The organism is Ensifer sp. (genome assembly GCF_035999185.1).
Lineage (GTDB): Bacteria > Pseudomonadota > Alphaproteobacteria > Rhizobiales > Rhizobiaceae > Ensifer.
The window spans coordinates 25,098-50,951 of record NZ_DASYHB010000089.1; the positions used below are offsets into that span (position 1 = coordinate 25,098).

General features: G+C 62.8%; 23 protein-coding genes. 14 read left to right on the forward strand and 9 right to left on the reverse strand.

The genetic code is table 11. The annotated features are described in order from the left end of the window. Positions 1 to 66: 66 nt before the first annotated feature. The gene (locus VGO04_RS08655) at positions 67 to 1,656 is read right to left on the reverse strand and encodes an ABC transporter substrate-binding protein (RefSeq protein WP_327495538.1); all 1,590 of its coding nucleotides are present in this window, start codon (positions 1,654 to 1,656) and stop codon (positions 67 to 69) included. Positions 1,657 to 2,072: 416 nt separating this feature from the next. On the opposite strand from VGO04_RS08655, the gene VGO04_RS08660 reads away from it, so the two are divergent. The 4 genes from VGO04_RS08660 (at position 2,073) to VGO04_RS08675 (ending at position 6,935) form a co-directional block, all read left to right on the forward strand. Next, positions 2,073 to 3,104 carry an amino acid ABC transporter substrate-binding protein gene (locus VGO04_RS08660; RefSeq protein ID WP_327495539.1) on the forward strand — a complete coding sequence of 344 codons (1,032 nt, stop codon included), beginning with the start codon at positions 2,073 to 2,075 and terminating at the stop codon, positions 3,102 to 3,104. 125 nt (positions 3,105 to 3,229) lie between these two features. After that, positions 3,230 to 4,378: an ABC transporter permease subunit gene (locus VGO04_RS08665; RefSeq protein ID WP_327495540.1), complete on the forward strand. Its 1,149-nt coding sequence runs from the start codon at positions 3,230 to 3,232 to the stop codon at positions 4,376 to 4,378. Between the two features lie 3 nt (positions 4,379 to 4,381). Further along, positions 4,382 to 5,488 carry an amino acid ABC transporter permease gene (locus VGO04_RS08670; RefSeq protein WP_327495541.1) on the forward strand — a complete coding sequence of 369 codons (1,107 nt, stop codon included), beginning with the start codon at positions 4,382 to 4,384 and terminating at the stop codon, positions 5,486 to 5,488. Beyond that, positions 5,481 to 6,935: an amidohydrolase family protein gene (locus VGO04_RS08675; protein WP_327495542.1), complete on the forward strand. Its 1,455-nt coding sequence runs from the start codon at positions 5,481 to 5,483 to the stop codon at positions 6,933 to 6,935. The genes VGO04_RS08670 and VGO04_RS08675 overlap by 8 nt, the downstream gene beginning before the upstream one ends. 43 nt (positions 6,936 to 6,978) lie before the next feature. On the opposite strand, the gene VGO04_RS08680 is transcribed toward VGO04_RS08675, so the two are convergent. Further along, a complete protein-coding gene (locus VGO04_RS08680; protein ID WP_327495543.1) occupies positions 6,979 to 7,566 on the reverse strand; it encodes a YqaA family protein in 588 nt (195 codons plus the stop codon). Positions 7,567 to 7,680: 114 nt separating this feature from the next. Next, the gene (locus tag VGO04_RS08685; RefSeq protein ID WP_327495544.1) at positions 7,681 to 8,583 is read right to left on the reverse strand and encodes an AraC family transcriptional regulator; all 903 of its coding nucleotides are present in this window, start codon (positions 8,581 to 8,583) and stop codon (positions 7,681 to 7,683) included. 98 nt (positions 8,584 to 8,681) lie between these two features. Between VGO04_RS08685 and VGO04_RS08690 the strand changes: the two genes are divergently transcribed. After that, the gene (locus VGO04_RS08690) at positions 8,682 to 9,425 is read left to right on the forward strand and encodes an SDR family oxidoreductase (RefSeq protein WP_327495545.1); all 744 of its coding nucleotides are present in this window, start codon (positions 8,682 to 8,684) and stop codon (positions 9,423 to 9,425) included. A gap of 60 nt (positions 9,426 to 9,485) precedes the next feature. Here VGO04_RS08690 and VGO04_RS08695 read toward each other — a convergent pair whose 3' ends face one another. Continuing rightward, positions 9,486 to 11,765: a methyl-accepting chemotaxis protein gene (locus tag VGO04_RS08695; protein WP_327495546.1), complete on the reverse strand. Its 2,280-nt coding sequence runs from the start codon at positions 11,763 to 11,765 to the stop codon at positions 9,486 to 9,488. A gap of 169 nt (positions 11,766 to 11,934) precedes the next feature. Then, positions 11,935 to 12,582 carry a TetR/AcrR family transcriptional regulator gene (locus VGO04_RS08700; protein WP_327495547.1) on the reverse strand — a complete coding sequence of 216 codons (648 nt, stop codon included), beginning with the start codon at positions 12,580 to 12,582 and terminating at the stop codon, positions 11,935 to 11,937. A gap of 152 nt (positions 12,583 to 12,734) precedes the next feature. On the opposite strand from VGO04_RS08700, the gene ligD reads away from it, so the two are divergent. The 6 genes from ligD to VGO04_RS08730 all read left to right on the forward strand — a co-directional run bounded on the left by ligD (position 12,735) and on the right by VGO04_RS08730 (position 19,001). Further along, the gene (gene ligD / locus VGO04_RS08705; protein WP_327495548.1) at positions 12,735 to 15,197 is read left to right on the forward strand and encodes a DNA ligase D; all 2,463 of its coding nucleotides are present in this window, start codon (positions 12,735 to 12,737) and stop codon (positions 15,195 to 15,197) included. A 26-nt stretch (positions 15,198 to 15,223) separates the two neighbouring features. Further along, positions 15,224 to 16,114, forward strand: coding sequence for a Ku protein (locus tag VGO04_RS08710; RefSeq protein ID WP_327495549.1), 891 nt, complete (start codon positions 15,224 to 15,226; stop codon positions 16,112 to 16,114). Continuing rightward, positions 16,114 to 17,199 (forward strand): tetratricopeptide repeat protein, encoded by a 1,086-nt coding sequence (locus VGO04_RS08715; RefSeq protein ID WP_327495550.1) that lies wholly within the window; start codon positions 16,114 to 16,116, stop codon positions 17,197 to 17,199. Before VGO04_RS08710 ends, VGO04_RS08715 begins: the two co-directional genes overlap by 1 nt. Before the next feature lies 1 nt (position 17,200). Further along, positions 17,201 to 17,842 (forward strand): alpha/beta family hydrolase, encoded by a 642-nt coding sequence (locus tag VGO04_RS08720; protein ID WP_327495551.1) that lies wholly within the window; start codon positions 17,201 to 17,203, stop codon positions 17,840 to 17,842. Positions 17,843 to 17,855: 13 nt separating this feature from the next. After that, entirely contained in the window at positions 17,856 to 18,629 is a 774-nt protein-coding gene (xth, locus tag VGO04_RS08725; protein ID WP_327495552.1) for an exodeoxyribonuclease III, read from the forward strand. Positions 18,630 to 18,794: 165 nt separating this feature from the next. Next, entirely contained in the window at positions 18,795 to 19,001 is a 207-nt protein-coding gene (locus VGO04_RS08730) for a molybdopterin-binding protein (protein WP_327495553.1), read from the forward strand. A gap of 80 nt (positions 19,002 to 19,081) precedes the next feature. Here the strand turns inward: VGO04_RS08730 and tsaA are convergent, their stop codons facing one another. The 4 genes from tsaA to VGO04_RS08750 are packed head-to-tail and all read right to left on the reverse strand — an operon-like array spanning position 19,082 to position 22,467. Further along, complete coding sequence (gene tsaA, locus VGO04_RS08735) at positions 19,082 to 19,603, reverse strand: tRNA (N6-threonylcarbamoyladenosine(37)-N6)-methyltransferase TrmO (protein WP_327495554.1); 522 nt, start codon at positions 19,601 to 19,603, stop codon at positions 19,082 to 19,084. After that, complete coding sequence (locus VGO04_RS08740; protein ID WP_327495555.1) at positions 19,593 to 20,402, reverse strand: ABC transporter ATP-binding protein; 810 nt, start codon at positions 20,400 to 20,402, stop codon at positions 19,593 to 19,595. The genes tsaA and VGO04_RS08740 overlap by 11 nt, the downstream gene beginning before the upstream one ends. Beyond that, positions 20,399 to 21,433: an iron ABC transporter permease gene (locus VGO04_RS08745; protein ID WP_327495556.1), complete on the reverse strand. Its 1,035-nt coding sequence runs from the start codon at positions 21,431 to 21,433 to the stop codon at positions 20,399 to 20,401. The genes VGO04_RS08740 and VGO04_RS08745 overlap by 4 nt, the downstream gene beginning before the upstream one ends. Further along, positions 21,430 to 22,467 (reverse strand): iron ABC transporter substrate-binding protein, encoded by a 1,038-nt coding sequence (locus VGO04_RS08750; protein WP_327495557.1) that lies wholly within the window; start codon positions 22,465 to 22,467, stop codon positions 21,430 to 21,432. The genes VGO04_RS08745 and VGO04_RS08750 overlap by 4 nt, the downstream gene beginning before the upstream one ends. 325 nt (positions 22,468 to 22,792) lie before the next feature. Between VGO04_RS08750 and VGO04_RS08755 the strand changes: the two genes are divergently transcribed. The 3 genes from VGO04_RS08755 to VGO04_RS08765 all read left to right on the forward strand — a co-directional run bounded on the left by VGO04_RS08755 (position 22,793) and on the right by VGO04_RS08765 (position 25,847). After that, the gene (locus tag VGO04_RS08755) at positions 22,793 to 24,565 is read left to right on the forward strand and encodes a cytochrome c biogenesis protein DipZ (protein ID WP_327495558.1); all 1,773 of its coding nucleotides are present in this window, start codon (positions 22,793 to 22,795) and stop codon (positions 24,563 to 24,565) included. A gap of 161 nt (positions 24,566 to 24,726) precedes the next feature. Beyond that, a complete protein-coding gene (locus tag VGO04_RS08760) occupies positions 24,727 to 24,936 on the forward strand; it encodes a hypothetical protein (protein ID WP_327495559.1) in 210 nt (69 codons plus the stop codon). A 110-nt stretch (positions 24,937 to 25,046) separates the two neighbouring features. Next, positions 25,047 to 25,847 (forward strand): SDR family oxidoreductase, encoded by an 801-nt coding sequence (locus VGO04_RS08765; protein ID WP_327495560.1) that lies wholly within the window; start codon positions 25,047 to 25,049, stop codon positions 25,845 to 25,847. Positions 25,848 to 25,854 lie beyond the last annotated feature (7 nt).

A 25,854-nucleotide genomic window follows, 5' to 3' on the forward strand; every position in this document is an offset into this window, starting at 1 on the left:
GCTCATCCTATCTCGACTGCAAAAAGCCGGAGGTCGATCATCGATCTCCGGCTTTTCATTTTGTGCTTAGGCGTTCAGCCAGCATTTCGTCAGGGCGTGGCCGCCCATCAGTTCGCCATTGGGATCGTCGACCCAGCCGCCGACCTTGTCGCTGGTCGCATCGATGTAGTTGTTGAACATCGGCACGATGACACCGCCCTCGTCGCGCAGCATCATCGCAGCCTGGCGATAGAGCGCCTTGCGCTTCGCCTGGTCGAGTTCGCCGCGTGCGGCAAAGATCAGCTTGTCGAAGTCCTCGCGGAAGAAGCGCGTGTCGTTCCACTCGGCCTTGGAGAGATAGGCGATCGAGTAGACCTGATCCTGCGTCGGACGACCCGTCCAGTACGACATGCTGAAGGGTTGCTTGTTCCAGACGTCGGACCAGTAGCCGTCGCCGGGCTCGCGCTTCAGGTCGATCGTGATGCCGCATTTGGCGGCGCTCATCTGGAAGAGCTGCGCCGCATCGACCGCACCGGGGAAGGCGACGTCCGAGGTCCTTAGAAGCACCGAGCCGCTATGGCCGGACTTCTTGTAGTGGAACTTCGCCTTTTCCGGATCGAAGACGCGCTGCTCGATGTCGTTGTCGAACAGCGGATAGCCCTTGATCATCGGCGTGTCGTTACCGACGGTGCCGTAGCCGCTCAGCACCTTGGCGACCATTTCTTCGCGATCGACCGCGTATTTCAGCGCCAGGCGCAGGTCGTTGTTGTCGAATGGCGCAGTGTTGCAGTGGGCGATGAACACGTAGTGCCCCTTGCCGGGCACGTTGCGGATGACGACGCCGGGCAGGCGGCTGATCAAGGCGACGACCTTTGGCTCGATGCGGTTGATCATGTGGATCTGGCCGCTCTGAAGGGCAGCCGTGCGCGCCGTCGAATCGTTGATGACGGCGATCTCGATCTGGTCGGCATGACCACGCTCGGCCGAGCCCCAATAACCTTCGTGGCGTTCGGCGATATGTTTGACGCCCGGTTCGTTGGAAACCACCTTATAGGGCCCCGTGCCGATGCCGGCCGTCGGGTCGTCCTTGCCGCCGTTCGGCTGGATCATCAGGTGATAGTCGCTGACAACATAGGGCAGGTCGGCATTCGGCTGGCGCAGGGTAATGACGACGCTGTCGCCATCGGCCTTGATCGTCTCGAACTCCTGGACGAAGGGAAGGGCTGCGGATTTGGAATCGGCGTCGCCGTGACGTTCCAGCGTCGCAACCACATCGGCGGGCGTCAGGTCCTTGCCATTGTGGAAGGTGACGCCCTTGCGAATCTTGAAGCGCCAGGTCTTGGCGTCCGGTGTCGCTTCATAGGCCTCCGCGAGCCGGTACTCGATTTCGCCGGCCGGAGACACCTCCAGGAGCTGCTCGCCCCAGCAGCGTCCAAGCGTGTAGGGGACCTGGCTTGCCCAGGTCGCCGGGTCGAGGCTGTTGGTCGATTCACCACCGACAAGGCCGGCCTTCAAAATTCCCCCCTTGACCGGCCCGGCGGCACGCGCCGCCTGCCCGAGCAGCAGGTTTGCCGACGCGACGGTCACGCCGAGCGCGGCCGCGCGCCCGAGAAACTCTCTTCGCGACAACCGACCCGCGGCAACCTGTTGGCTCATGAATTCCAGTTCTCTTGGCATCGCTTACTCCCTCTCTTGCAAGACCCGCCCGGCGCACCGGTATCGTTGCAGGATATTGGACGGAAATCCCGAGGCTGCCTGCCGCGCGACAGTTCGTGCCGCAGATCGAGGAAAGAACGTCGTATCCAGGTCCTCATCCGGCATTTGGCGGTCCTGTCATGGCAAGCGAACGCCGAGCAGCCTTTGCACAACGGGCCGTCCCCACGGCGCCACCAAACCGACCCTCTCCCTCAAAGACACGATGCTTTGTCGTCAATATTGTATACAATCATGTTGATGTTCGTATTCTTCTGTCGTATGCAATTGGTGGCGCTGCGCAATCACGGCCAGCGTCGGTCGGTTCGGGAGGAGGCGTGCGACGAGGACCGCACGACCGGGACGGATCAGGGCACATAAAAACCAATGGGAGGGAATTCATGAAAAGCAGGATTCTTCAGCTCTGCGCCACGGTTGCGGGCATCGCTGTCGGGCTTGTTGCCGCAACGTCAGCCAATGCGGCAACGACGCTAGAAACCGTCAAGGCACGCGGCAAGCTGATCTGCGGCGTCTCCATGAGCACACCGGGTTTTGCGACCGCGGACGCCAAGGGGCACATGCAGGGTTTCGACGTTGACGTCTGCCGCGCCGTTGCTTCCGCCGTGTTCGGCGATCCCGAAAAGGTCGACTTCGTCCTTACCAACATCAATACGCGTTTCCAGGCGCTCCAGTCCGGCGAGATCGACATGCTGTCGCGCCAGACCACCCACACCTTCTCGCGTGAAGTTTCGCTTGGCCTGGATTTCGGGCCGACCGTGTTTTACGACGGTCAGGGGCTTATGGTGCCGAAGTCTCTCGGCGTCAACAGCGCCAAGGAGCTGACGGATGCTGCGATCTGCACGCTGCCGGGCACCACGACCGCCCAGAACCTCAGCGATTTCTTCCGCTCGATCGGCGGCAAGTTTGAACTGGTCGTCTTCGAAAACCCGGATGAAAACCGCAACGCGTTCTTCTCTGGTCGCTGCGAGGCGATCTCGTCCGACCGGTCGGATCTCGCCTCGATCCGCGCGGTTGCCAACAACCCCGACGATTACGTCGTTCTGCCGGAAACCATCTCCAAGGAGCCCTTGGCGCCGTCCGTCCGCCAGAACGATTCCAACTGGCGCGATATCGTCTCCTGGTCGGTCTGGATGCTGATGGCGGCGGAAGAACGCGGCATCACCCAGGCCAATGTCGACGAGATGACCAAGAGCGAAGATCCCGAGATCCAGCGCATGCTCGGCGTCAACGAAGAGCTCGGCAAGATGCTGAACCTCGACAACAAGTGGGGCTACAACATCGTCAAGGGTGTCGGAAACTACGGCGAAGTGTTCGAGCGCAACCTCGGCACCAAGACCGCGCTTGGCCTGACGCGTGGCCCGAACACGCGCTGGAGCGAAGGTGGTCTGCTCTACGCACCGCCCTTCCGTTGAGGATTGATGGCCCGCGCGTAAGCGCGGGCCTATCTCCCCGATGCAGGTTGTTCCAAGCAGAAACATTCAAAATGTTTGGCGCGACCCGCGCGGCGTTTCAGATCCTGCCTTAAGGGACGGATGCCATGCCCCTGTTTTACGATGCGCGCATCCGCGCCTATCTCTATCAAGCGGTTGCCGTCGGCGCCGTGCTGCTTGTCGCCTGGGTGATGTTCAGCACCGCGAGCGCCAATCTCGCCAAGCAGGATATTGCGACCGGTTTCGGCTTTCTGGCGCGCCAGGCAGGCTTCGTCATCACCGAAGCTGCAATCGCCTACGAGCCGACCGATACGATCGGGCGCGCGATCCTTGTGGGCATCGCCAATACGGTCAAGGTCTCGCTGCTGGCGGCGCTCTTCGGGACGGTGCTCGGCTTGCTCGTCGGCATCGGACGGCTTTCGCACAATCCCGTCTTGTCGCGGCTGATGCTTGGCTACATCGAAGCGCTGCGCAACGTGCCGCTGCTGCTCTACCTTCTGCTCTGGTATTCGCTGATCATTTCCACCTTCCCGCCGGTCAAGCAGGCGATCCAGATGCTTCCCGGCGTTTTCCTGTCGAATAGCGGCCTGGTTATGCCCGCATTGCGGTGGGAGAGCGGATTTGCGGCGCTTGTCATCGCCTTCGTCGTCGGCGCAGTCGCGGCCGCTTTCTCAGCACGCATCCTCGGTCGCCGGCGCGTCGCCACCGGCAAGGATGCGCCGATCGCTTTGGTCGCCACACTCGCATTCCTGCTGCCGGTCGCATCCGCAGCTCTGCTCGCAAACATCGCCGTCACCTGGGACGTGCCCGAGCTCGGACGGTTTCGCCTGAGCGGCGGTTACCATCTGCGTCCCGAGTTCGTGGCGCTGCTGCTCGGGCTGACGCTGAGTGTGTCGGCTAACGTCGCGGAAATCGTCCGCGCCGGTATCCAGGCCGTCAGCAAGGGACAATGGGAGGCTGCGACCGCGCTTGGCCTTTCGCGCGGGCGCAGCCTGAAACTGGTAATCTTGCCGCAGGCGCTCCGCATCATCATCCCGCCGCTCACCAACACCTACCTGACCGTCTTCAAGAACAGTTCGCTCGCGATCGCCATCGGCTATCCCGATCTGGTGATGGTCTCGAACACGGTCATGAACCAGACCGGCCAGGCCATTGAAGCGATAGCGATCTTCATGGGTGTCTACCTCGGCCTGTCGATCCTGATCTCGCTGGTCATGAACTGGTACAATGCGCAGGTCGCGCTGAGGGAGCGTTGAGCCATGACACAGGTCGATACCCTCGTGAACGACGCCATGCTCACGCCCAGCCGCGAGGCGCCACCGGCGCAGAGGAGCCGCTGGTTCAGCGCCTATTTCGGCACTCCCGGCAACGCGCTGATTACCATTCTGTGCCTGGGAACGATCTTCGCGCTCGCCAAGCTGGCGATCGGCTGGCTGTTCGTCGATGCGACATTCTCGGGCACGCCTGCGGAATGCAAGGTGACGAGCGGCGCCTGCTGGCCGTTCCTGTCGGCGAAGATGCGTTACATCTTCTTCGGCTTCTATCCGTTCGAGGAGCAATGGCGGCCGCTGACGGCGATGCTTCTGTTTCTCGGCGCTTGCCTCGCTTCGATGGTGCCGAAGGTCTGGGGGCGGGGTCTGCTGATCGCCTGGATCGCGGTCATCCTTCCGGCGCTTTATGTGTTGATGGCCGGTGGCTTCTTTGGCCTGACCGTTGTTCCGACGACGCAGTGGGGCGGGCTGCCGCTTTCGTTCATGCTGTCCTTCATCGGCCTTGCCTGCGCGTTGCCGCTGGGCATCGCGCTCGCCCTTGCCCGCGCCTCAAATCTTCCGGCAATCCGCGTGCTCGGCGTCGGCTTCATCGAGATCGTACGCGGCGTGCCGCTCATCAGCATCCTGTTCATGGCGACCGTCATGCTGCCGCTGTTCATGCCCGACGGCATCACCATCGACAAGCTGCTGCGCGCGCAGGTGGCGATCATCCTCTTTGCCGCGGCCTACATCGCCGAGATTGTGCGCGGCGGCCTACAGGCGGTCCCTAGCGGGCAGGTCGAAGCCGGGCATTCGCTCGGGCTGCATTACTGGCAGATCATGCGCAAGATCGTGCTGCCGCAGGCGTTGAAGAAGGTCATCCCGCCGCTGGTCAGCCTGTTCATCGGGTTCTTCCAGGATACGACACTGGTCACCATCGTCGGCCTGCTCGATTTCCTCGACACCGTCCGCACCGCCATGCGCGATCCCGAGTGGCAGGGCATCGCGGTGCTCGAAGGCTATGTCTTTGCCGCCGTCGTCTATTTTGTTTTCAGCGCCCTGATGGGAGCTTACAGCCGTTTCCTCGAGCAATATTTCAGGACCACGCATGACTAACGAGATCCACGTTATCCGCAAAGCCCATACGGTCGTCGCCCTCGACAGTGAGCGTGGCAGCCATGTCTACTTGAATGACGCCGACGTCGCCTATCACGACAAGGGCTTCGTCCATGTCGGCGGCCACTACGAGGGGCCGTTTGCCAGCGAGGGCTCGGGCCTCGATCGCATGATCGTGCCGGGCTTCGTCAACGTGCACTGCCACTCCGGCGAGGAGCCGATCTCCAAGGGCATCTTCGAGGATATGGGGACGGCCGCGCTCTGGGGTAACGCGCTCTATGAATACTCCAACCTGCTGGAGATCGACGACGACGCAATTGAGGCGTCGCTGACGGTCATGGTTGGCGACCTGATGCGCAGCGGCGTGACGACGCTGCTCGATATCGCCGGCCCGCATGAAAGCTGGCTGCCGACACTTGCCAGAAGCGGCGCTCGCGCTTTTGTCGCCCCCGGGTTCCGCGAAGCCCAATGGCATGTCGAAGACAGCCACCGTCTCGACTTCCGCTGGGACAAGGGACGCGGCCGCGAAGCCTTTGCACGGGCTCTGGAGGTGGTCGATGCGGCGGCTGCACATCCGTCTGGCCGTCTCGGGGGCGTCGTCGCGCCGTCGCAGATCGAGACCTGCTCGCCGGAACTTCTGCAGGATGCCGTGACCGCGGCCCGCAAGAGAGGCATGCCGATCACCATTCACGCCGCCCAGACGATGGCCGAGCACGAGGAACTGTTGCGCCGCCACGGCCTGACGGCCGTGCAGTATCTCGAAAGCCTGGGGCTTCTGGGAGAAGATCTCATCCTCGGGCATTGCATCTTCGTCGACAGCCATTCCTGGACCCGGCAGCGCACGGAGATTGATCTGAGGCTCCTGGCCGAGCGAAAGACGACTGTTGCGCATTGCCCGGTGACATTCTCGCGCAGCGGCATGGCGCTGGAATCCGTCGGCCGATACCGTCGCGCCGGCGTCAACGTCGCTTTGGGAACTGACAGCTATCCCTTCAACATGCTGGAAGAAATGCGCCAGGCGATGATCTGCGCGCGGATTTCCGGCAAGTCGGTCTTCGACGTTTCGACCGCCGACATTCTGGAAGCAGCAACAGTTGCCGGCGCAAGGGCGCTCGGTCGCAATGACATCGGGCGGATCGCCGTTGGCGCCAAGGCGGATTTCGTGGTGGTCGATCTCCGCCATCATGCGATGCAGCCGGTCTATGATCCGCTGCGCAACCTTCTCCATTGCGCTGCCGAACGGGCGATCGAGCGCGTCTACGTTGACGGCACCTGTGTTGTCAGCGGCGGCAAGCCGACCCTGATCGACTACGACGGTGCGCTGGCCGAGCTTCAGCGGGCGCAGGATTACGCCTGCCGCAAGGCGCCCGAGAACGATCCGAAGGGGCGGACGATGCGGTCGCTTGCACCTTTGTCGCTGCCGCGCGGCACGTCCGGAAGAGCGTAACGAGGCAGCCTCGCACCGGGCCCCCTGAAAAGGGTCCGGAACGTCAGGAAAGGAAGCGGTGGGCGGCGAAAGCGCAGATCAGGATCGTGGCCGCCGCACCCGCCAGCGCGCCGAGGCGCCTCTCCAGGAACTCGCGGATGTTCTCGCCGAAGCGTTGCAGGAGCCAGGCGAGCAGAAAGAACCGCGCCCCACGTGCGATGATCGCCGCGACGATGAACAGGCCGAGATTGATGTTGGCAGCGCCTGAGAGGATCGTCACGACCTTGATCGGCGGCAGATGTGCAAGGCCCGAGGTCACGAGCAGCAGCGCCAGCATTTCGGAATCGACCGACGCCCGCAGGTGCTCGAAGGTGTCGAGTTTGCCATAGAATTCCAGAAGCGGCCGGGCGAGCGTATCGAAGGCGTAGTGTCCGAGGTACCATCCTGCAATACCGCCAAGCACCGAGCAGACGGTCGCAACCAATGCGTAGCGCCATGCCCGTTCCGGCCGGGCAAGTGCCATCGGGATCAGGAGAAGATCCGCGGGGACTGGAAATACCGAGCTTTCGACGAAGGCGATGACGCCGAGCCAGACGATCGCGGTTTCTCGGGTCGCGAGCGACATTGTCCAATCATAAAGGCGTCGGAGCATGTATCAGGCTTCGCTGTTGACGTCTGGAATCTCTATAGGCCGGCGAGCACGGTGTAAATGTGACCGCGTCCGCAATTTTAGCTATTCCTCACGAAATGTAGCCCGCCGTCGCCACTAAGCGGGCGTTATGCGCGCATAGCGGCCAGGCGGTTGTCCGACATGGCGGCTGAAGGCGGTGCTGAAGGTGCTGGCTGAACCATAACCGACACGCTCGGCAATGGCGGCGAGATCCAAATCCTGCTGCCGCAGCAGGTCCTTGGCGAGCGCCATGCGCCAGACGAGGACGTATTCCATCGGCGGTACGCCGACGGCGCGGGTAAACCGGTCGAAAAACACCGATCGGGAGAGGGCTGCGGCGCTTGCCAGGTCCGCAACGGTCCAGGCGCGGGCCGGGTCCGCATGGATCGCGCGGAGAGCCGCCGCCAATCGCGGATCCCCGAGGCCTCGAAGCAGACCGGGTGCCGCGGCTTCTCCCTGATTGGAACGGAGCGCTTCGACCAGCAGCACCTCCACCAGTCGCGCAAGCACCAGGTCGCGGCCGGGTCGCTCGTCGCGCGCCTCGTCGCCGACGAGGCTGACAAGGGTCGACAGCCGCTCGATGTCGCGCAGATGCACAAGGGTTGGCAGCAGCGATACTAGCAGACCGGCATCGGGGGAATCGAGCACGAAGTATCCGCCGAGCAGACGCACGTCCGGCTCGCCTTCCGGGCGCCCATGGCGAACTTCGTCCAAGGGCGCCGGCGTGAGTTTCGGGTCGACGAACACCGGTTGGCCCGGCTCGAAGCCTGAGAGCGTGAAGCCTGGCGTTGTCGGCAGAAGCACGAAGTCGCCAGCCACGAGCGTGACCGGCGCTTCGCCATCGACTGCGAGCCGGCACGAGCCTTCAACGACCGTACAAAAACTCGGCTGGCCGAAATCCGAATAGCGCACAGCCCAGCGGCCAGCGCCGCTGATGCCCTTGGTGAACACCGTGCGCGGGTGGAGAAGCTGGATGAGTTGCGAGAGCGGATCGATCATATCTGGACGATAGCAAATGAAATCAGGACTGCAAGCCGTAGATCGTCCCGCGCTGTCGCGATATTTCCAGTCCCATCGAAACGAAGAAGGAAATGGCCATGAAAACCGTCCTGATCACTGGTTGCTCCTCCGGCTACGGGCTGGAAACGGCGCGCCGCTTTTATGCCGAAGGCTGGAACGTGATCGCCACCATGCGGACACCGCGCCGCGACGTCCTGCCGAAATCCGAACGTGTCCGACTGCTGGCACTCGATGTCACGAACGCTGAGAGCATCTCGGCGGCGATCGAAGACAGTGGCCCGATCGATGTGCTCGTCAACAATGCGGGCGTGGGCGTCGTGGGCGCCTTCGAGGCGACGCCGATGGCGCACATCCGAAAGGTCTTCGAGACGAACACCTTTGGCGTGATGGCGATGACGCAAGCCGTGATCCCTCAGTTTCGCGCCCGCAGGGCCGGCGTCATCGTCAATGTCACGTCCAGCGTGACGCTTGCCGCGATGCCGTTGGCCGCTGCGTATACGGCCAGCAAGACAGCGATCACAGGCTTTACCGGTTCGCTTGCCCATGAGCTTGAAGCCTTCAACGTGCGCGTCAAACTGGTCGAACCGGGTTACGCGCCAACAACGCGGTTTGCGCACAACACGACGGTGCGCGTCGAGGATCTGATCCCGGAAGCCTATGCCGCGTTCGCCGCTCCCATCTTTGCGCAGTTTGCCACGCCGGCCCTGGTGACAACCGAGGCCGATGTCGCGGAAGCGGTGTGGCATGCGGCAAACGACAAGTCTGGCCGGCTGCGTTTTCCGGCCGGCGCCGACGCGGTGGCTCTCGCCAAGGCCGGTTGATACGGCTCTCTCCCCAAGGTGTCGCCGCGATCGCAGTCGCGGTGCAAGCCGCCGTTCCCGCTAGGCGATCAGGCGGAGGCGCTCCGTCTCGGCAGCCGTCGCGTCAACTCGCTCGGCTGGCGTGGTGCGGAAGCGCTCGACCAGATCGAGCAGGCCGGAAGCCTGGCTTGAGAGCCGGTGCGTCATGCCGGTGCTTTCTTCCACCATGGCGTTGTTTTGCTGGGTCACGCCGTCGAGCGACACCATGGTCTGGTTGATATGTTGCAAGTCGGCTGCCTGATCGCGGGCATCGGTGGCAATCTGCTGTGTCTGTTCGTTGATGGCGTGGATCTGACCGGAGATCTCGTCGAGGGCATCCCCTGCCGCCCGCACCAGCGAGACACCCTTTGCCACCTCATCGGTCGAAGTGGTGATGATCGCCTTGATTTCGCGCGCGGCCAGCGCCGATTTCTGTGCCAGTTCCCGCACTTCGTGGGCAACGACGGCAAAGCCCTTGCCGGCTTCGCCGGCCCTGGCCGCCTCGACGCCGGCATTCAGTGCGAGGAGATTGGTCTGGAAGGCTATATCGTTGATCGTGCCGATGATTTGCGAGATGGCGGCAGATCCCTTTTCGATCTGGGCCATGGCACAGACGGCGTTCATCACCACACGGCCCGAGCGCTCGGAACTCGCCTTGGCTTCTGCCGCGATCGTCGTTGCCGACGAGGCGTGCTTGGCCGTGCGCTCGATGGTCGCGGTGATCGCGCCAAGTGCTGCGGTCGCTTCTTCGAGTGTCGCGGCCTGGTGTTCGGTGCGCTTTGCGAGCTGGCCGATGGCGTCGCGCATCTCGCCGGTTTCGCCGTCGATCTGGGCGCTTCTTGCTTTTACGTCGCCAAGCGTGAGCGAGAGGCTCTCCAGCGACTGGTTGAAATCCGACCGCAGGCGATCGAAACCGGCACCGAAAGGCGTTTCGATGTGGACTGTCAGGTCGCCCTGGGCGAGGCGGGCAAGCCCGGATGCCAGCATGTCGACGGCCTCGCTGATCTGGCGCGACACTTCGGTCTGGCTTGTTTCGCGGACCTGCCGTTCCTCCTCGATCAGGACCCGCGTCTCCTCCGCCTCGGTTTCGAGACGGTTGCGGTCAAGGAGAGCGTCGCGAAAGACGACGACGGAACGCGCCATGTCGCCGATTTCATCCTTGCGGTTGCCGCCGAGACCAGCAATCGCGGCGTCGCCCGCGGCAAGCCGGTTCATGTCGGTAACAAGGCCGGTGATCGGTCGGGTCAGCCGGCGGGAGTACCAGATGGCGATGGCGAGCGCGACGGCAAGAACGGCAAGAGCCGTCGCAAGCGTCCAGTTGCGCAAGGCGGTGACGGCGGCAAAGGCCTCGCGAGAGGTCATGACGGCGACCATCGTCCAGCGCGTACCGAAGGAGTCGAGGCTGGTTGCGGCCAGTTGCGCGTCCTCGCCGCGAAAATTGTCGATCCTGCTGCTGAGGATGGCATTGTCGGCAGGGCGGTTTTCCAGTGCGATCCGTCCCTGGAGCACGTCATTGTCGGGCGTTCCGGCGCTATCCGTTAGGAAAAATCCGTCGTCGTTGACAAGGATCGTCTCGCCGGTTTCACCGAGCCCCGTCCGGTTGCCGACGATCTCTGCGATGCGCGTGTCCGGCAGTTCGAGGATCAGCGTGCCGATCTTGCCGTCGAGCGATTCCAGCGGGATGGCGATGAACGCAGCCGCGCGGCCGCTGAGCGACACATAGGTCTCGTAGGACGCGAAGGAGAGCTTGCTCTTGTCGGTGCCTTCGGCCGTATCCCGGAAGACGCGGCCGAGCCCGGTGTCCTTCCAGGCCGCATCCTTGAGATCGGCTGCAAAATTGCCCTTCTTGTTGAGGGAATAGACGACAGTGCCGCTGAGATTGGCGAGCAAGACATCACGATAGCCGTGCGCCTCGGCGAAGCGACGGAAGAAGGGATGGTAGCGCGCGTGCAGGCCGTCATAGTCGTCAACGCCGGCAGACGCGTAGAGAGCGCGCTTGTCTTCGGGATTGGGGTTTTCGTTGATGTAGCGGCGCTGCAGCTCACTGCCGGCCTTGTCCCCGATCTTGGCTGTTGCACCATTGAGGTCGGTGAGCGCCTTGGCGACGGACTTTTGCGCCTGCAGATTGCGCAGGTCGTTCTCGACGGTCGTGAGATAGTGACGAAGCTCGTTGCGACGTGCGTCGGCAAGGGCTTCCAGCTTTTCGATCGCGGCGCGTGACGACAGGTCGCCGCTGACAGTCAGGCCGGCGAGGCTGGTCGCGGCAATGGAGAAGGCAGCCAGAGCCGCCGCTGCAAGAGGGAGCTTCGCGGACAAACGCATAACAGATACCGGGCTTGAAACGAGAGGGGCCATGCCGAAGGCTGGTCGCGACGCCTCATGCGCCCGGCGGGTAGGGTGTCCCGCGCGGAGAGTTATACGGGCTGACGTTACAGTTTGATGACGTCTCGATGACATCGGCAAAGAATGCCTTGGAGCACGGCGCTTGGGTTTATCTCGGCAAAGTGCCCGCGAGAAAGAGATCCACACAGCTTTCGACGCGGGCTGCGATCGTTGCTTCGTCGATGCCGCTGACGCGGCCCATCATGACGGCGCGCTGCGGCTCCATTGCCATCATGCCGCGCAGCATGCCAGCCGCCATATGCGGATCGGCGATAACGAGTCGACCCTTGGCCACCTGCGCCTTCAGCCAGCGCTCAAGCGTTGCATTGGTGCGCTCGATCGCCTGTTCCCAAAATGTCGTGGCGACCTCGGGAAAGCGTTCCGCCTCGGCAAGCACCAGGCGGATGATGGCAATCGTGTCGACGGCAAGCACGAGGTGCCCGTAGGCCGCCAGCAGGTGCACAAGGCCGGCCCTCAAGTCGCCGGCTTCGAGGTTCTCTTCGTCGGCCTCGATCACGAATTCGGCGATCCTGAGCGCGATCACGCGTTCGAACAGATCGGCCTTGGTTGGAAACAGGCGATAGAGGGTCTTGGTGGAAACCCCGGAATTCTGGGCGATGATGTTGATGTTCGCCGCCTCATAGCCGAGCTCGCAAAACTGCCTTTCGGCGGCAAGGATGATGACGCGGCGCGTTTCATCGTCACACCGCACCTGGGGCCGGCCGCGGGGGCGCGACGGTTTTTGCTTTTCAAGCATGGCGGCTTTCCAAATTCAGGCTTCATCGGATTCTTAGTGACTGCACACATGGAAAGCAAACGTTTTCCAAAAATGCCTTGCGGTCCGGGCGTGGCGATCCGAGAGCTGAACCGGATATTGAAGCCTGCAAGAACACGCCTTAGTTTTGTGTCATGGCGACGACGAAACTCACGGCCTATCGCTCGAAGCGGGACTTTTCCCGAACGCCGGAGCCCTCGGGGCGCTCGGGCGGCGAGGGGAACCGTTTTGTCGTGCACAAGCATCACGCGACCGCCGACCACTATGACCTCAGGCTGCAGGTCGGCGATGTCTTGAAAAGCTGGGCGGTCCCGCGGGGACCGTCGCTCAACCCCGCCGACAAACGACTGGCTGTCGAGACCGAGGATCATCCGCTCGACTATATCGATTTCGAGGGTGTCATTCCGGAGGGAGAGTATGGCGGCGGGCCGATGATCGTCTGGGACGCCGGTGTCTGGGCGCCGATGGACGATATCGAAAAGAGCCTGAGAACGGGGGCCTTCAAGTTCCGGCTGGCCGGTGAAAAATTGAACGGCGGCTGGATGCTGACGCGGTTAAAGCCGAAGCCCGGAGACGACGACCAGCGCAACTGGCTTTTGTTCAAAGAGCACGACCTTGCCGCCGATCCCGATGTCGATATTCTGGCGTCGCGTCCTGAAAGCGTAAAGAGCGGTCGCCGCATCGAAGAACTGATCGAGGCTCCGAAGAAGCCCGCGAAGCCGGTCGTGCTCAAACCCGGTGCCCTGTCCGGCGCGGTCAAGGGTGCAAAGCCGGACCGGATCGAGCCGCAGCTTGCGAGCCCCGTTTTAGTCCCGCCTGGCGGATCCCCGAAACCCTCGGACTGGTTGCACGAGATCAAGTTCGACGGCTACCGGACGATGGCGGATATCTCGGATGGGACGGTTCGGTTGATCACGCGAAGCGGGCTCGATTGGACGAAGCGCTATGGCGATCTGCCGGGTGCTTTCCGGAAGTTGCCTTGCCGGCAGGCGATCATCGACGGCGAAATCGTCGCCCTCGACGACAGGGGCATCAGTCGCTTCTCGCTGCTCCAGGATGCTCTGTCATCGGGGGCCGAGGGCAAGCTCGTTTTCTATGCCTTCGATATCCTGCATCTCGACGGGTGGAACCTCACCGACGTCGAGCTCGAAAAGCGAAAGGGGCTGCTGGTCCAGCTGCTTCGGGGGCAGATAACGAACAATTCCGCCATTCAATACAGCGATCACGTGAAAGGCGACGGGCAGGGGCTCTACGACCAGGCCGCCGAGCTGGGGCTGGAGGGGGTCGTCTCAAAACGCGCCTCTGCGCTCTATCGGAGTGGGCGCACGCAGACCTGGACAAAGACCAAAGCGCTCAGGAGCGATGACTTTGCGATCGCCGGATACACCACGTCGCAAGCAGCCGAAGGGCTCGCAGCCCTTGCCCTTGGCGAATGGGTGGACGACGAACTACACTATCGGGGCAAGGTCGGAACCGGTTTCGACGCCGAGACGGCGAAGCAATTGCTTGGACGCCTTGAGGGATTGCGCGGCGATGCGATCGCCCTGGACGGGGCGCCCAAGGAAATCATCTGGGTGCGGCCGGTGCTGAACGCCCGCATCCACTATTCCAACCGCACGACCGACAATATGCTGCGGCATGCGGTGTTCAAGGGCCTCCGTGATGTCGAGCTTTCGGCGCCCGCGCGAGCGCCGCGCAAACGCCTGATCACCGACGCGGATCTCGCAAGCATCCAGGTCACCAATGCGGACCGGCGGGTGTTCGGCAGGTCAGGTCCGGCCAAGCTCGACGTTGCCGTCTACTATGCGCTCGTCGGCGACTTCATGTTGCCCCATATTCTCGGGCGGCCGGTGTCGCTCTTTCGGTGTCCGACGGGAAAGCCCGCGGATTGCTTCTTCCAGCGTCATCCTTTCACCGGCATGCCCTCGGAGATCGGCAGTTTCGAGTCCACCAATTCCGAGGGCGAAACAAAATCCTACCTTTCGATCGAGGGCACGAAAGGATACCTGGCGCTCGCCCAGTTCGGCGTCATCGAGCTTCACAGTTGGGGAACCAGGCGCGCGCGGCTCGAAAAGCCGGACCGCATCGTATTCGACCTCGATCCCGGCCAGGGGATCGTCTGGCGCGACGTGGTCGAGGCGGCCGTCCACATTCGCGGCGAACTGGAGGCGCTGGGTCTCGTGCCCTTCGTCAAGACGTCCGGCGGCAGCGGCGTTCATATCGTCGTGCCGGTAAAGCCCAAGCTGGATTGGAAGAAGACGCACCAGGCGACGAGCGCGATCGCGACACGCCTTGCCGCAACGGCACCCCAGACCTTCACCACCACCATGGGCAAGGAAAACCGTATCAAGCGCATCTTCATCGACTATCACCGCAATGCCCGTGGACACACGGCGGCCGCACCCTATTCGCTGCGCGCGCGCACAAATCTGCCGGCTTCGACGCCACTCAACTGGGCGGATTTGGAGACTATCGACGCTCCGCAGGATTTGAACTATTCTTCGCTGCCTGGTCTTCTGGATACTTTCGGCGATCCTTGGGCCGATATCGACGACTTTGCCAAGGATTTGCCGCTTCTGTCCGAAACGAGGACGTAATGCGTTTGGCCGCGTAGGAGACAATCATGGCGCCCAGGGCAAGTTGGAAAGGCTATCTCAAACTCAGTCTCGTCAGTTGCCCCGTCAGGCTCTATCCGGCGACCAGTTCGAGCGAACGCATCAGCTTCAATCAGCTTCATAAAGACACCCACAACCGGATCAACATGAAGCCGGTCGATCCGGAACTGGGCCTCGTCGAGCGCTCGGATTTGGTCAAGGGCTACGAGTACGAAGACAAGAAATACATCATCATCGAGGACGCTGATCTCGACAGCGTCAGGATCGAATCCAACCACACGATGAGCATCGAAGCCTTCGTCGATGAAGGCTCCGTTGATGTGATCTACCAGGATGCTCCCTACTATTTGGCGCCCGATGGTGCGATGGCCGAGGAAACCTTCGTCGTGTTGCGCGAGGCGCTGAAGAAGAGCGGCAAGCTGGCGATTGCCAGGCTTGTCCTGTCCAGCCGCGAGCGGATAGTCACGATTGGTGCACGCGAAACCGGCATGTTCGTGTGCGTCCTCAGGAACCCGAGCGAAGTGCGCGGAACGGCTGAGTATTTTGGAAACATCCCCGTCGGTCATCCTGACCCTGAAATGCTGCAGCTGGCTGAAGCGCTGATCGAGCAGAAGATGACGGTCTTCGATCCGAAGAATTACGAGGATCGTTACGAGATCGCGCTGATGAAGATGATCCGCGAGAAGCTGAAGGGCCACAAGCCGATCATCGCGGCGGCGCCTGAACGCGGCAACGTCATCAATCTCATGGATGCCCTGAAGGCGAGCCTGTCACAGTCCAAGCCGCCGGCCAAAAGCAAGACCAAGGCGGAGCCGGCTGAAAAGGTAAGCGCCAAGGCGGCAGCGCCTGCCGCTGCGAAACGGGCGGTGGCAAAGGCGCCTGCAAAGAAGAAAGCCTGATGGTGGTTGCAGGCCAGACATTCGGTATCGCGGGGGCGCTCGCCGCCTTCCCGCGCCGGCTTGCGGCGCGGGAGGTCGAGCGGCGCGGCGGACATTTGAGGCGCGGCGTCACGCGGCAGACGACCTATCTCGTCTTCGGCAGAGGTCTGTTGGCGAAGGCAAGTGATGCCGAGATCGAGGCCCGCTTCGACGCCGAGCGCGCCGCGGGGCGTTGGCTCGTCAGCGAGAACGGCTTCCTGCGTCTTCTCGGCCTGATGTCGGTGCCTGCGCCATCGGCCCTGACGCGACAGTCGTTGATCGATCAGTCCAGGCTGCCTGCGAGCGTCTTCGATCTCCTGGCCTTGTTTGATGCCTTCGAACACGACAGCGAACCCTATTCGTTCCGCGACCTGATCCTTGCCAGGAAGTACGCGGAGCTGATCGCCAGTGGGGCCGGCTGGAGCACCGTCGCCCGGTCCGTTCACCGCTCGGGTCAAGTTGCGTCGCTGACGGCGCTTTCCCTGCATCACGAGGGGCGGGACCTGATCTACGCCCGCAGCACCGAGGGCAAGAGCGAGCTCGACGGTCAGTTGCTTTTCGATCTCGACGGACCTGACGACGCCGAGCTGGAGGATCTTTTCGCGCTGGCCGAGACGGCTGAAGCACATGGCGACTTCTTAGAGGCCGCGGCCTTTTACCAGCGGTACCTCGCGATGGACCGCACGGACTCGGTCGCCGCCTTCAACCGTGCGAACTGCCTCAAGGCGGCGGGGCACGAATTGGAGGCAGCGCATGACTACGCGCGCGCGATCAAACTCGATCCGTCCTTCGTTGAAGCCTGGTTCAATCTCGCCGGGCTTATGAGCGAGCGGGGTCGGGTCGACGCCGCGCGCAGGCATCTGAAGAAGGCGATCGAACTCGATGTCGACTATGCCGATGCCGTGTACAATCTGGCGAAACTCGAATTCGATGCCGGCGACCTCGGTGAGGCGAGACGCTGGTGGAGCCGTTATCTCGAACTCGATAGCGAATCTGAATGGGCGCGAACGGCTGAGCGCGGCATGCAGTATGTCGATCTCCATAGCCGTCCGAGAACTGCGGGCTGACATGCGCGAAACCTTTCTGTTTGACGGGCCTGAGAACGCCGCCGTCACCATTCTGCTCGCGCACGGTGCGGGGGCGCCGATGGACTCGGCCTCGATGAACGCGACCGCCAAGGCGCTCGCTGCGAGCGGATTGCGCGTCGCCCGATTCGAGTTCGGCTATATGGCGGCGCGGCGAACGTCGGAGGGGCGAAAGCCGCCACCGCGTGCTGAAAAACTCAATCCGGAATATCTGGCCGCCATCGCTGATCTCGGCGTCGAAGGTCCGCTGATTATCGGCGGAAAGTCGATGGGTGGGCGGGTGGCCAGCATGGTTGCCGACGATCTCCACGCGGCCGGAAAGATCGCCGGGCTGCTTTGCCTCGGTTACCCCTTCCATCCACCGGCAAAGCCAGAACAGTTGCGGACGAAACATCTCGCTGATTTGAAGACGCCGACATTGATCTGCCAGGGGACGCGCGACGAATTCGGCACGCGGGGGGAGGTTGAGGGGTATCGTCTTTCAGACGCGATCGAAGTGCTGTGGCTCGAAGACGGAGACCACGATCTCAAGCCGCGCAAGAGCATCTCCGGCTTTTCCACCGCCGGCCATCTGAAGACGGTCGCCGAAGCGGTCTCCGCCTGGGCCGCCCGGCTGACGCCCTGATCGTGGTGCCGATATGAAGATCGCCACCTTCAATATCAACGGCATCGTCGGGCGACTGGAAAACCTGATTGCCTGGCTAAGGCAGGCGAAGCCGGATATCGTCTGTCTGCAGGAACTGAAGGCGACCGATGGCCAGTTTCCGCGGCAGGCGATAGAGGCCGCCGGCTATGGTGCCGTCTGGAAGGGCCAAACGGCCTGGAATGGGGTCGCCATACTTGCCCGGGACGCCGAGCCGGTGCTCACCCGCGTCGGGCTCGACGGCGACCCGGCGGACAAGCAGAGCCGTTACATCGAAGCGGCGGTGAGCGGCATCCTGGTTGCGTGCCTCTATGCACCGAACGGCAACCCGCAACCGGGGCCGAAATTCACCTACAAGCTGGCCTGGCACGATCGGCTAATTCGCCACGCGTCCGATCTTTACGGCGCCGATCTGCCGGTCGTGCTTGCGGGCGACTACAATGTCGTGCCGGAAGCGCGCGACATCTATCCGACACGCTCCTACGACGACAACGCGTTGGTCCAGCCGGAAAGCCGCGCCGCCTTCCGCAAGTTGGTCGACCAGGGATGGCTCGATGCTTTGCGTCGGCTTCATCCGCAGGAGCAACTGTTCACCTTCTGGGACTATCGCCGAAACCGATGGCAACGGGACGCCGGACTCCGGCTCGATCACATCCTGGTTAGCCGCAAACTTTCAGGCCAGTTGACCGGCGCCGGTATCGATCGGGAGGTGCGCGGCAGGGAAGGGGCGAGCGATCACGCGCCCGTGTGGGTTACCCTGCGTGACTGAGAGCATTGCCACCGAGTTGGCGAAAAGGTGTCACTACACTCCGGCAATGATACTGTTTCGCACCGTTTGCTCCTAACCGTTCCGCCACTCGGGTTCTATGCCGCGCGGCGATCGGATGTGGCAAAGCGCGAATGTCCGATACAATCAAACACCAGGGAGAAGCGTATGAAGCTCAGTGCACGCAACCGTCTCAAGGGCACGATTGTCGATGTGACCAAGGGGGCAACGACCGCCCATGTTCGTATCGACGTCGGCGGCTCGATCGTCACCGCATCGATCACCAACGAATCGGTCGATGAATTGCAACTGAAGGTCGGCGGCGAAGCCTACGCAGTCATCAAGGCCTCGGACGTCATGGTCGCGGTTGACTGATACTGAAGCCGCCGCTCGAAGGAAGGAAGGGGGCGCTTTTGTCGCGGCGCCCTCCGTTTGCTCGTTTTAGGCGGCAGGCCTCAGGCCTTCTGGCAAGGATGCACGCCTTTGCTGTCCGTCTCGAAATCGCCCCGCTGCGGCGGCGCGATCGGCTTGAACAGGGTGCGATCGGGTTTGAGGTCGATCAGCGGGGTGCCGTCCAGGCAGTCGAGACCGCGCACAAGAAGCGTTGCGCCTTCGACGGCCTCGAGTTTCACGATCGAGGTGCCGATCGGGTTCGGCCGCACGGGCGAGCGAAGCGAAAACGTCCCATGCACCTCGCCGTTGCTGGCGGGGCTTTGCAGGACCAGGTCGCGGCTTGAGCGGTCGAGCCAGTAGAGCACTTCCAGCCGCTCGAACGCGCCGACCCCCGTCAAAGCCAGAACCCAGGGTTCGAAAATCTCGATGCGGCAGATCGGGCCATCATGGCGACCCTGGCGTGGCGTCTCCATGCGCGAAGTCCATGGCGTCGAGATGCGTCCGATGAAGACGAGCCCGGCGTCGCTCGCCTCCGGCGGATCAACGACTACCTCGTTCCTGCGGATTTCGTTTTCACGGACCATAGCGAGTTCCTTTCTCGGGAGTGGGGGCAGCGAGCCGCGGCGCACAGAGGCGGGCCGGGCTGCCTTCGATCGAGCCGATCACCACGTCGATGTTGTAGAGTTGATTGAGCGCCGCCGGCGTCAGCACGTCATCGGGCGGGCCGATCGCAGCGATCGTCGAGGCATGGAGGAGCGCAACACGGTCGGCGACCAGGAATGCGTGATCCGGGTTGTGCGTCGACAGAACGACCGAGAGCCCGGATGCTGCCAACGCCCGTATATGCGAAAGCACCCGCATCTGGTTGCCGTAGTCGAGATTGGCCGTCGGTTCGTCCATGATCAGGATGGTCGGTTCCTGTGCCAGTGCCCGGGCAATCAGCACGATCTGGCGCTCGCCACCGCTGATCTCGGTATAGGGTCGCTCAGCGATGTGAGCCATGCCGAGCCCCCGCAGCGCCGACAGGGCAATGTCGCGATCCCGCGCGCCGGGCGAGGAGAACGGCTGAAGGTGAGGGGCACGTCCCATCAGCACCACGTCGAGCGCCGTGAACGGGAAAAGTGCCGCATGTGCCTGCGGGACATAGGCGATGCGCCTGGCACGCTCGCGCCGCGGCCAGGTGGAGAGCGGCTTTGCATCCAGAAGGACATTGCCCGTTCTCACTGGAAGAAGCCCCAGTATGGTCTTGAAAAATGTCGTCTTTCCGGCGCCGTTGGGGCCAAGCAGGGCCAGGACCTCGCCTGTTTCGAGCGACAGGGAGATGTTGGTGCCGACCTGCCGCCCGCGGTAGCCAAAGGTGAGATTTCTGATGTCGAGCGTCATTGCCAGGCCCTCCGGCCCGAGGCGAGCAGCCACAGAAAGAATGGTGCGCCAACTGCGGCCGTCAGAATACCGAGCGGCACTTCGATGAGCGCGATGCTGCGCGCGAGCATATCGACGACAAGCAGGTAGGCGCCACCCGATATCATCGAGGCCGGCAGAAGGCGACGGAAGTCCGGGCCGACGAGCATGCGCGCGATGTGGGGAATGACAAGTCCGATCCAGCCGATGACACCGCTGACCGAGACCGCTGCCGCCGTCACCAGCGTTGCGCCACCGATCAGGGCTGCGCGGGTGAGACGCGTGTCGATACCCAGTGTCTGGGCCTCCTCGTCTCCGAGCGTCATCAGGTTCATGCGCCAGCGCAGCAAGACCAGTGGCACCAGGCCGGCGCAAAGAGCGGGAAGGATCGAGACGACGTCGAGGCGGGTGACCGCCGTCAGGCTGCCAAGCAGCCAGTAGGTGATGGCCGGCAACTGATCGTAGGGGTCGGCGAGGATCTTGATCAGCGAGATGCCGGCGCCGACGAGCGCGCCGATCGCAAGGCCCGCCAGAACCAGGGTCAGGGCCGGATCGCGGCCACGGATCGCGACGCCGATAGCGTAGACTGCAGCGACGGCAAGCAGTCCGCCGGCGAAACTCATCGCCTGGATCACAAGCACGGGCAGTGAAAGAAAGATGCCGATGACGGCGCCGAGGCTGGCGCCGCCGGAAACGCCGAGGATATCGGGCGAAACGAGGGGGTTGCGAAAGAGTCCCTGATAGGTGGCGCCGGCAGCAGCCAAGGCGGCACCGATCAGAATTGCCCCGATGACGCGCGGCAACCGCACGTTCCACAGAACCGTCGACAGTACCGGGTCGCCGGCTTCTCCCGAAATGGCGGCGCGCAAAGCGCGGAAAATTTCGGCCGGGCCCGCATACTTGCCAACCGTCATCGAGACGGCTGCCAGGAGCAGGAGAGCTTCGAAGGCCAGCCATAGACCCTTGCCGCTTGTGCCCGCTGTCACTGCCGCAGTCTCTTCGCGCCGGTTCATTTCGCTGCGGGCATGGCCCCCTTCAGGAGCGTCGCGATCTGCTTATCTGTCAGGTCTACCTGATAAAAGAGCTTGTAGAAATTGCGGGTCTCGGCGGTGAGGTCGCTGGTCCCATTTTCCGGATAGAACAGTTGCTGCAGCCAGGCGACGCCGATCAGGCGATTGATTGCCGGCGGCGAATCGAACCAACCATAGGGCAGTCCCGGTGCGGTGAACACGCGGCCGTCCTTCACAGCCTTCACATCGGCCCAAAGCGGGTTCTTCTTTACCGATGACGCGAACTTGCCGCTGGCCGCGATGACCACGTCCGGGTTCCAGGACAGGATCTGTTCGAGCGAGACCTCGGTCAGGCCGCCCTTGCCGGCGGCGGCTGCAACATTTTCCGCACCAACGGCCTTCAGGATTTCGACGTTGATCGAACCGGACAGCCCGGTCTCCAGGCCCTCCGGGCCGCGGCCGTAGTAGACGCGCGGTCTCTGATCAGCCGGGATTTTGGCAAGGCTGTCGTTCAGATCCTTCACTTTTTGATCGGCATAGGTCGCCAGCGTCTCGGCACGCTCGCTGACCCCAAGCAGAGCGCCGACGTCGCGCAGCGTCTTGCCGCTATCAGCAAAACTGCCGTCGATCAGCACATAGGGGATGCCGGTCTGGGCCTGCACCTTGTCGGCGAGCGAACGGTACGTATCGTTGACCGTGCCGACATCGAGAATGATATCCGGCTTGGCGGCAAGCACCGCTTCGACATTGGCGCTGCCACCTTTGCCGGTCAGTTGGCCAAAGGTCGGAAGATCCCGCACCGAGGGCATCAGATACGCCTTTTGCTCGTCCGACGGTTCGCGCACCCAGCCGGCGAGCTTGTCCGGCGCCAGCACATAGGTCAGCACCGAAGCCGGGGGACCGGCGGCAAGCACACGGGTGATCGTGTCGGGTACGTCGACCTTTCGGCCGGCAGCATCGGTGATAGTCCGCGCCTCTGCACCAACGGACACAAGGCCAAGCAGGAAGGAGAAAAGGACGGCAATAGATTTCGACATACGGGCCTACACAAGCGAGAGGGATCGGTCGCGGCGCACTATGGCACGGCGTTATATCCGATGGAATATATTGACGAAAATTATCGCCGCCGTAGCAGCCGTGGTCCCGGGTGGAAGCTTCTCGGATGATCGCGGCCCTCGCACATGCATCTGCAGCCACGCCTGAGAGCTCCCACCAGCAGTCCTGATGCACTGAGATACAGATCGCCCCCTGTCGGGACACATACGCGATACCTCGCCGTGGTCCTCTGCCGCGCATGTGAAGCGTGATCAAGGCCGCCAAGCCCAGGGCCGCCAAGCCTCGATCCAGTGTGGAGGGACGATGATGTTCCTGTTTGTAGTTGCCTATCTTGCCGGCGTGCTGACGATCGTCAGTCCCTGCATCCTGCCGGTCCTGCCCTTCGTGTTTGCCCGCGCCGGTCAGCCATTTTCGACCAGCATCCTGCCGATGCTGCTCGCCAAGATCGTGACCTTTGCCGGTGTCGCCTCCCTGGCCGCGCTCGGCGGCAATTGGGTGGTGCAGGCCAACATCCTTGGCCGCTATGCGGCGATCGCGCTCTTGGCGGTCTTCGGCCTCACCCTGTTGTCGACCCGCGCCGCCACCTTCGTCACCGGCCCGCTCGTGGCGCTCGGCAACCGACTTTCCAATAGGGCCGCCACCGGGGAGAAGGGAAGCGTCGGTGGCGCCATTCTGCTTGGGGTGGCGACCGGATTGCTCTGGGCGCCGTGCGCCGGGCCGGTACTCGGGCTAGTCCTGACCGGGGCGGCGCTGAACGGTGCGAATGTCCAGACAACATTGCTTTTGACGGCCTATGCGGCAGGTGCTGCGACATCGCTCGCACTCGCCGTCCTTGCCGGTGCGCGGGTGTTTACCGCGATGAAAGGCTTCCTCGGCATCGGTGACCGCATTCGCCAGGGGCTGGGGGTGGCAGTGCTTGCCGGCGTCGCTGCCATAGCCCTGGGACTTGATACTGGGCTGCTGGCGCGCCTGTCTTATGCGAGCACGGCTGGCTTCGAGCAGTCCATCCTCGAGCGCTTTCGCAGCAGCGCGCAGAATGACGTCACTGTCGCCAGCAACAGCAAGGCGATTGCCGCAAAGGATAAGCCGCAGGCGGGCTACCGCAGCGATCTTCCGGTGGAGGGCGCCTTTCCGTCGCTCGCCGGCGCCGTGCAGTGGCTGAACTCGAAGCCGCTGATGCCAGCCGAGCTTCGCGGCAAGGTCGTGCTTGTCGATTTCTGGACCTATTCCTGCATCAACTGCATCCGTACCATCCCCTATGTCCGGACGTGGGCGGAGAAGTACCGAGACCAGGGCCTCGTCGTCATCGGGGTTCACGCGCCGGAGTTCGCCTTCGAAAAGAAGATCGAGAATGTCGAGCAGGCGATCCGTGATTTCCAGATCACCTATCCGGTGGCGATAGACAACGATTTTGCCATCTGGCGGGCATTCTCCAACAACTACTGGCCTGCCCACTACTTCATCGATGCCGAAGGGCAGATCCGCTACACGCATTTTGGCGAGGGTGACTACGAGGGCTCCGAGCGTGTAATCCAGGACCTTCTGGCCGAAGCGGCCGGCAAGAAGAAGGCCGAGGGCGACCTGGTCAAGCCACATGCGCGGGGCGCCGAAGTCTCGCCCGATCTGGCGCGGCTCGGCTCCGGCGAGACCTATGTCGGCTATGCACGGGCCGAGAACTTCGTTTCGCCGGAAGGGGTCTCGGCCGACAACGCCCAACGCTACACCGTGGACACTCCGCGCCTGAACGAATGGGGGCTCAGCGGCAATTGGACGGTCGGCGCCGAACAGGCACGGCTCAACGAGGCTGGTGGCGGTATCACCTACCGGTTTCGCGCGCGCGACCTGCACCTGGTCCTCGGTCCCCGCGCCGACGGCAAACCCGTACCGTTTCAGGTGACGGTGGATGGGGTTCCTCCCGGGAATGACCATGGCTCGGATATCGATGCGACGGGCAACGGCGTCGTGAAGGAGACCCGCCTCTACCAACTCGTCCGCCAGTCCGGCGAGGCGCGTGAACGGACGTTTGAAATCCGTTTCCTGGAGCCAGGCGCGGAAGCGTTCGTTTTCACCTTCGGATGATCCGGGCAGACCGGCGATGGCCTCATTTCGCACGCCCGATCGTCCGTTCGTACATGCCGTTACAAATTCGGGGCCGCCCGAACACAACAGCGATACGTCTGAGCCGGACATTGTCGGCCAGATCAGTTGGGCCCAGTGCCCGACGAAAAAAGGAGCAGACCATGCGTAACGTCATTGCAGCCTTCGCCATTGCCGCGCTCGCGGCAGCGCCATGTGCCTGGGGCAGCGACCCCGGGGAGCCCGGACTGCTCGCGGCGATCTTTGCCGGTTCAACGTCTGACGTGGCGAACAACGATGCTTCACCGGCGTTGGACACAGCTTTCCCGGATGAGGTTCTGCACACGGAGACAGCGGACGCGTTCTCTCACTAGAGGCACATTCCTGGCACGATCGATGGCCTAAAGTGCCGGAATTACGACATTTGAGACATGGTCAACCCGTCCTATTATCGAGGCTCCAACCCAAGACAAAGGAGCTTGAAATGAGCAAGAGTTCAAAAGGTACGGCACTGATCACCGGCGCGTCCTCCGGCATTGGAGCGATTTACGCCGATCGTCTTGCGCACAGGGGATACGACCTGATCCTCGTTGCCCGCAATCGCGGACGCCTGGATGACCTCGCACGCCGGCTCGCCGATGAAACCGGTCGCGCAATCGAGGTCGTTGCCGCCGACCTCGGCGACAAGAACGACCTGAAGCGCGTCGAGGCGCTGCTTCGAGACGACGCAAGCATCACGGTGCTGATCAACAATGCCGGTGTCGGCGCGACGGCGCCGCTTTTGTCTTCCGATGTCGACAAGATGGAGGAGATGATCACCCTCAATGTCAGCGCGCTGACGCGGCTGACCTATGCCGCCGCTCCCGGATTTGTCGCGCGCGGTGCTGGCACGATCATCAACATCGCATCGATCGTCGGTGTGGCGCCGGAACTGCTGAACGGCGTCTACGGCGGGACGAAGGCCTTCGTGGTTGCGTTGACCCTGTCGCTGCAGAAGGAACTGGCGGACAAGAACATCCGCATCCAGGCCGTCTTGCCGGGGGCAACAGCCACGGACTTCTGGGCCATCGCGGGGACGCCGATCGAGCACGTGCCGAGCGAGATCGTCATGCGGGCCGATGACATGGTCGATGCGGCCCTTTCCGGTCTCGACCAAGGCGAACTCATCACCATTCCCGCACTTGCCGATGCCGGTGATTGGGCTGCCTACGAGGCGGCGCGCCAGAAGCTGATGCCCAATCTTTCCAAAAGTGTACCTGCCGCTCGCTACAACGTCGGGGGATAGCCCCCGA

Excerpts from the sequence above, each read along its gene's own strand:
- VGO04_RS08685 (WP_327495544.1), bottom strand. The coding sequence starts at position 8,583 with ATGATCGATCCGCTCTCGCAACTCATCCAGCTTCTCCACCCGCGCACG.
- VGO04_RS08660 (WP_327495539.1), top strand. The coding sequence starts at position 2,073 with ATGAAAAGCAGGATTCTTCAGCTCTGCGCCACGGTTGCGGGCATCGCT.
- VGO04_RS08765 (WP_327495560.1), top strand. The coding sequence starts at position 25,047 with ATGAGCAAGAGTTCAAAAGGTACGGCACTGATCACCGGCGCGTCCTCC.
- tsaA (WP_327495554.1), bottom strand. The coding sequence starts at position 19,603 with ATGGTCCGTGAAAACGAAATCCGCAGGAACGAGGTAGTCGTTGATCCG.
- VGO04_RS08745 (WP_327495556.1), bottom strand. The coding sequence starts at position 21,433 with ATGAACCGGCGCGAAGAGACTGCGGCAGTGACAGCGGGCACAAGCGGC.
- VGO04_RS08715 (WP_327495550.1), top strand. The coding sequence starts at position 16,114 with ATGGTGGTTGCAGGCCAGACATTCGGTATCGCGGGGGCGCTCGCCGCC.
- VGO04_RS08695 (WP_327495546.1), bottom strand. The coding sequence starts at position 11,765 with ATGCGTTTGTCCGCGAAGCTCCCTCTTGCAGCGGCGGCTCTGGCTGCC.
- VGO04_RS08700 (WP_327495547.1), bottom strand. The coding sequence starts at position 12,582 with ATGCTTGAAAAGCAAAAACCGTCGCGCCCCCGCGGCCGGCCCCAGGTG.
- VGO04_RS08760 (WP_327495559.1), top strand. The coding sequence starts at position 24,727 with ATGCGTAACGTCATTGCAGCCTTCGCCATTGCCGCGCTCGCGGCAGCG.
- xth (WP_327495552.1), top strand. The coding sequence starts at position 17,856 with ATGAAGATCGCCACCTTCAATATCAACGGCATCGTCGGGCGACTGGAA.
- VGO04_RS08680 (WP_327495543.1), bottom strand. The coding sequence starts at position 7,566 with ATGCTCCGACGCCTTTATGATTGGACAATGTCGCTCGCGACCCGAGAA.
- VGO04_RS08720 (WP_327495551.1), top strand. The coding sequence starts at position 17,201 with ATGCGCGAAACCTTTCTGTTTGACGGGCCTGAGAACGCCGCCGTCACC.
- VGO04_RS08755 (WP_327495558.1), top strand. The coding sequence starts at position 22,793 with ATGTTCCTGTTTGTAGTTGCCTATCTTGCCGGCGTGCTGACGATCGTC.
- VGO04_RS08750 (WP_327495557.1), bottom strand. The coding sequence starts at position 22,467 with ATGTCGAAATCTATTGCCGTCCTTTTCTCCTTCCTGCTTGGCCTTGTG.
- VGO04_RS08730 (WP_327495553.1), top strand. The coding sequence starts at position 18,795 with ATGAAGCTCAGTGCACGCAACCGTCTCAAGGGCACGATTGTCGATGTG.
- VGO04_RS08740 (WP_327495555.1), bottom strand. The coding sequence starts at position 20,402 with ATGACGCTCGACATCAGAAATCTCACCTTTGGCTACCGCGGGCGGCAG.
- VGO04_RS08710 (WP_327495549.1), top strand. The coding sequence starts at position 15,224 with ATGGCGCCCAGGGCAAGTTGGAAAGGCTATCTCAAACTCAGTCTCGTC.
- VGO04_RS08665 (WP_327495540.1), top strand. The coding sequence starts at position 3,230 with ATGCCCCTGTTTTACGATGCGCGCATCCGCGCCTATCTCTATCAAGCG.
- ligD (WP_327495548.1), top strand. The coding sequence starts at position 12,735 with ATGGCGACGACGAAACTCACGGCCTATCGCTCGAAGCGGGACTTTTCC.
- VGO04_RS08670 (WP_327495541.1), top strand. The coding sequence starts at position 4,382 with ATGACACAGGTCGATACCCTCGTGAACGACGCCATGCTCACGCCCAGC.
- VGO04_RS08655 (WP_327495538.1), bottom strand. The coding sequence starts at position 1,656 with ATGCCAAGAGAACTGGAATTCATGAGCCAACAGGTTGCCGCGGGTCGG.
- VGO04_RS08675 (WP_327495542.1), top strand. The coding sequence starts at position 5,481 with ATGACTAACGAGATCCACGTTATCCGCAAAGCCCATACGGTCGTCGCC.
- VGO04_RS08690 (WP_327495545.1), top strand. The coding sequence starts at position 8,682 with ATGAAAACCGTCCTGATCACTGGTTGCTCCTCCGGCTACGGGCTGGAA.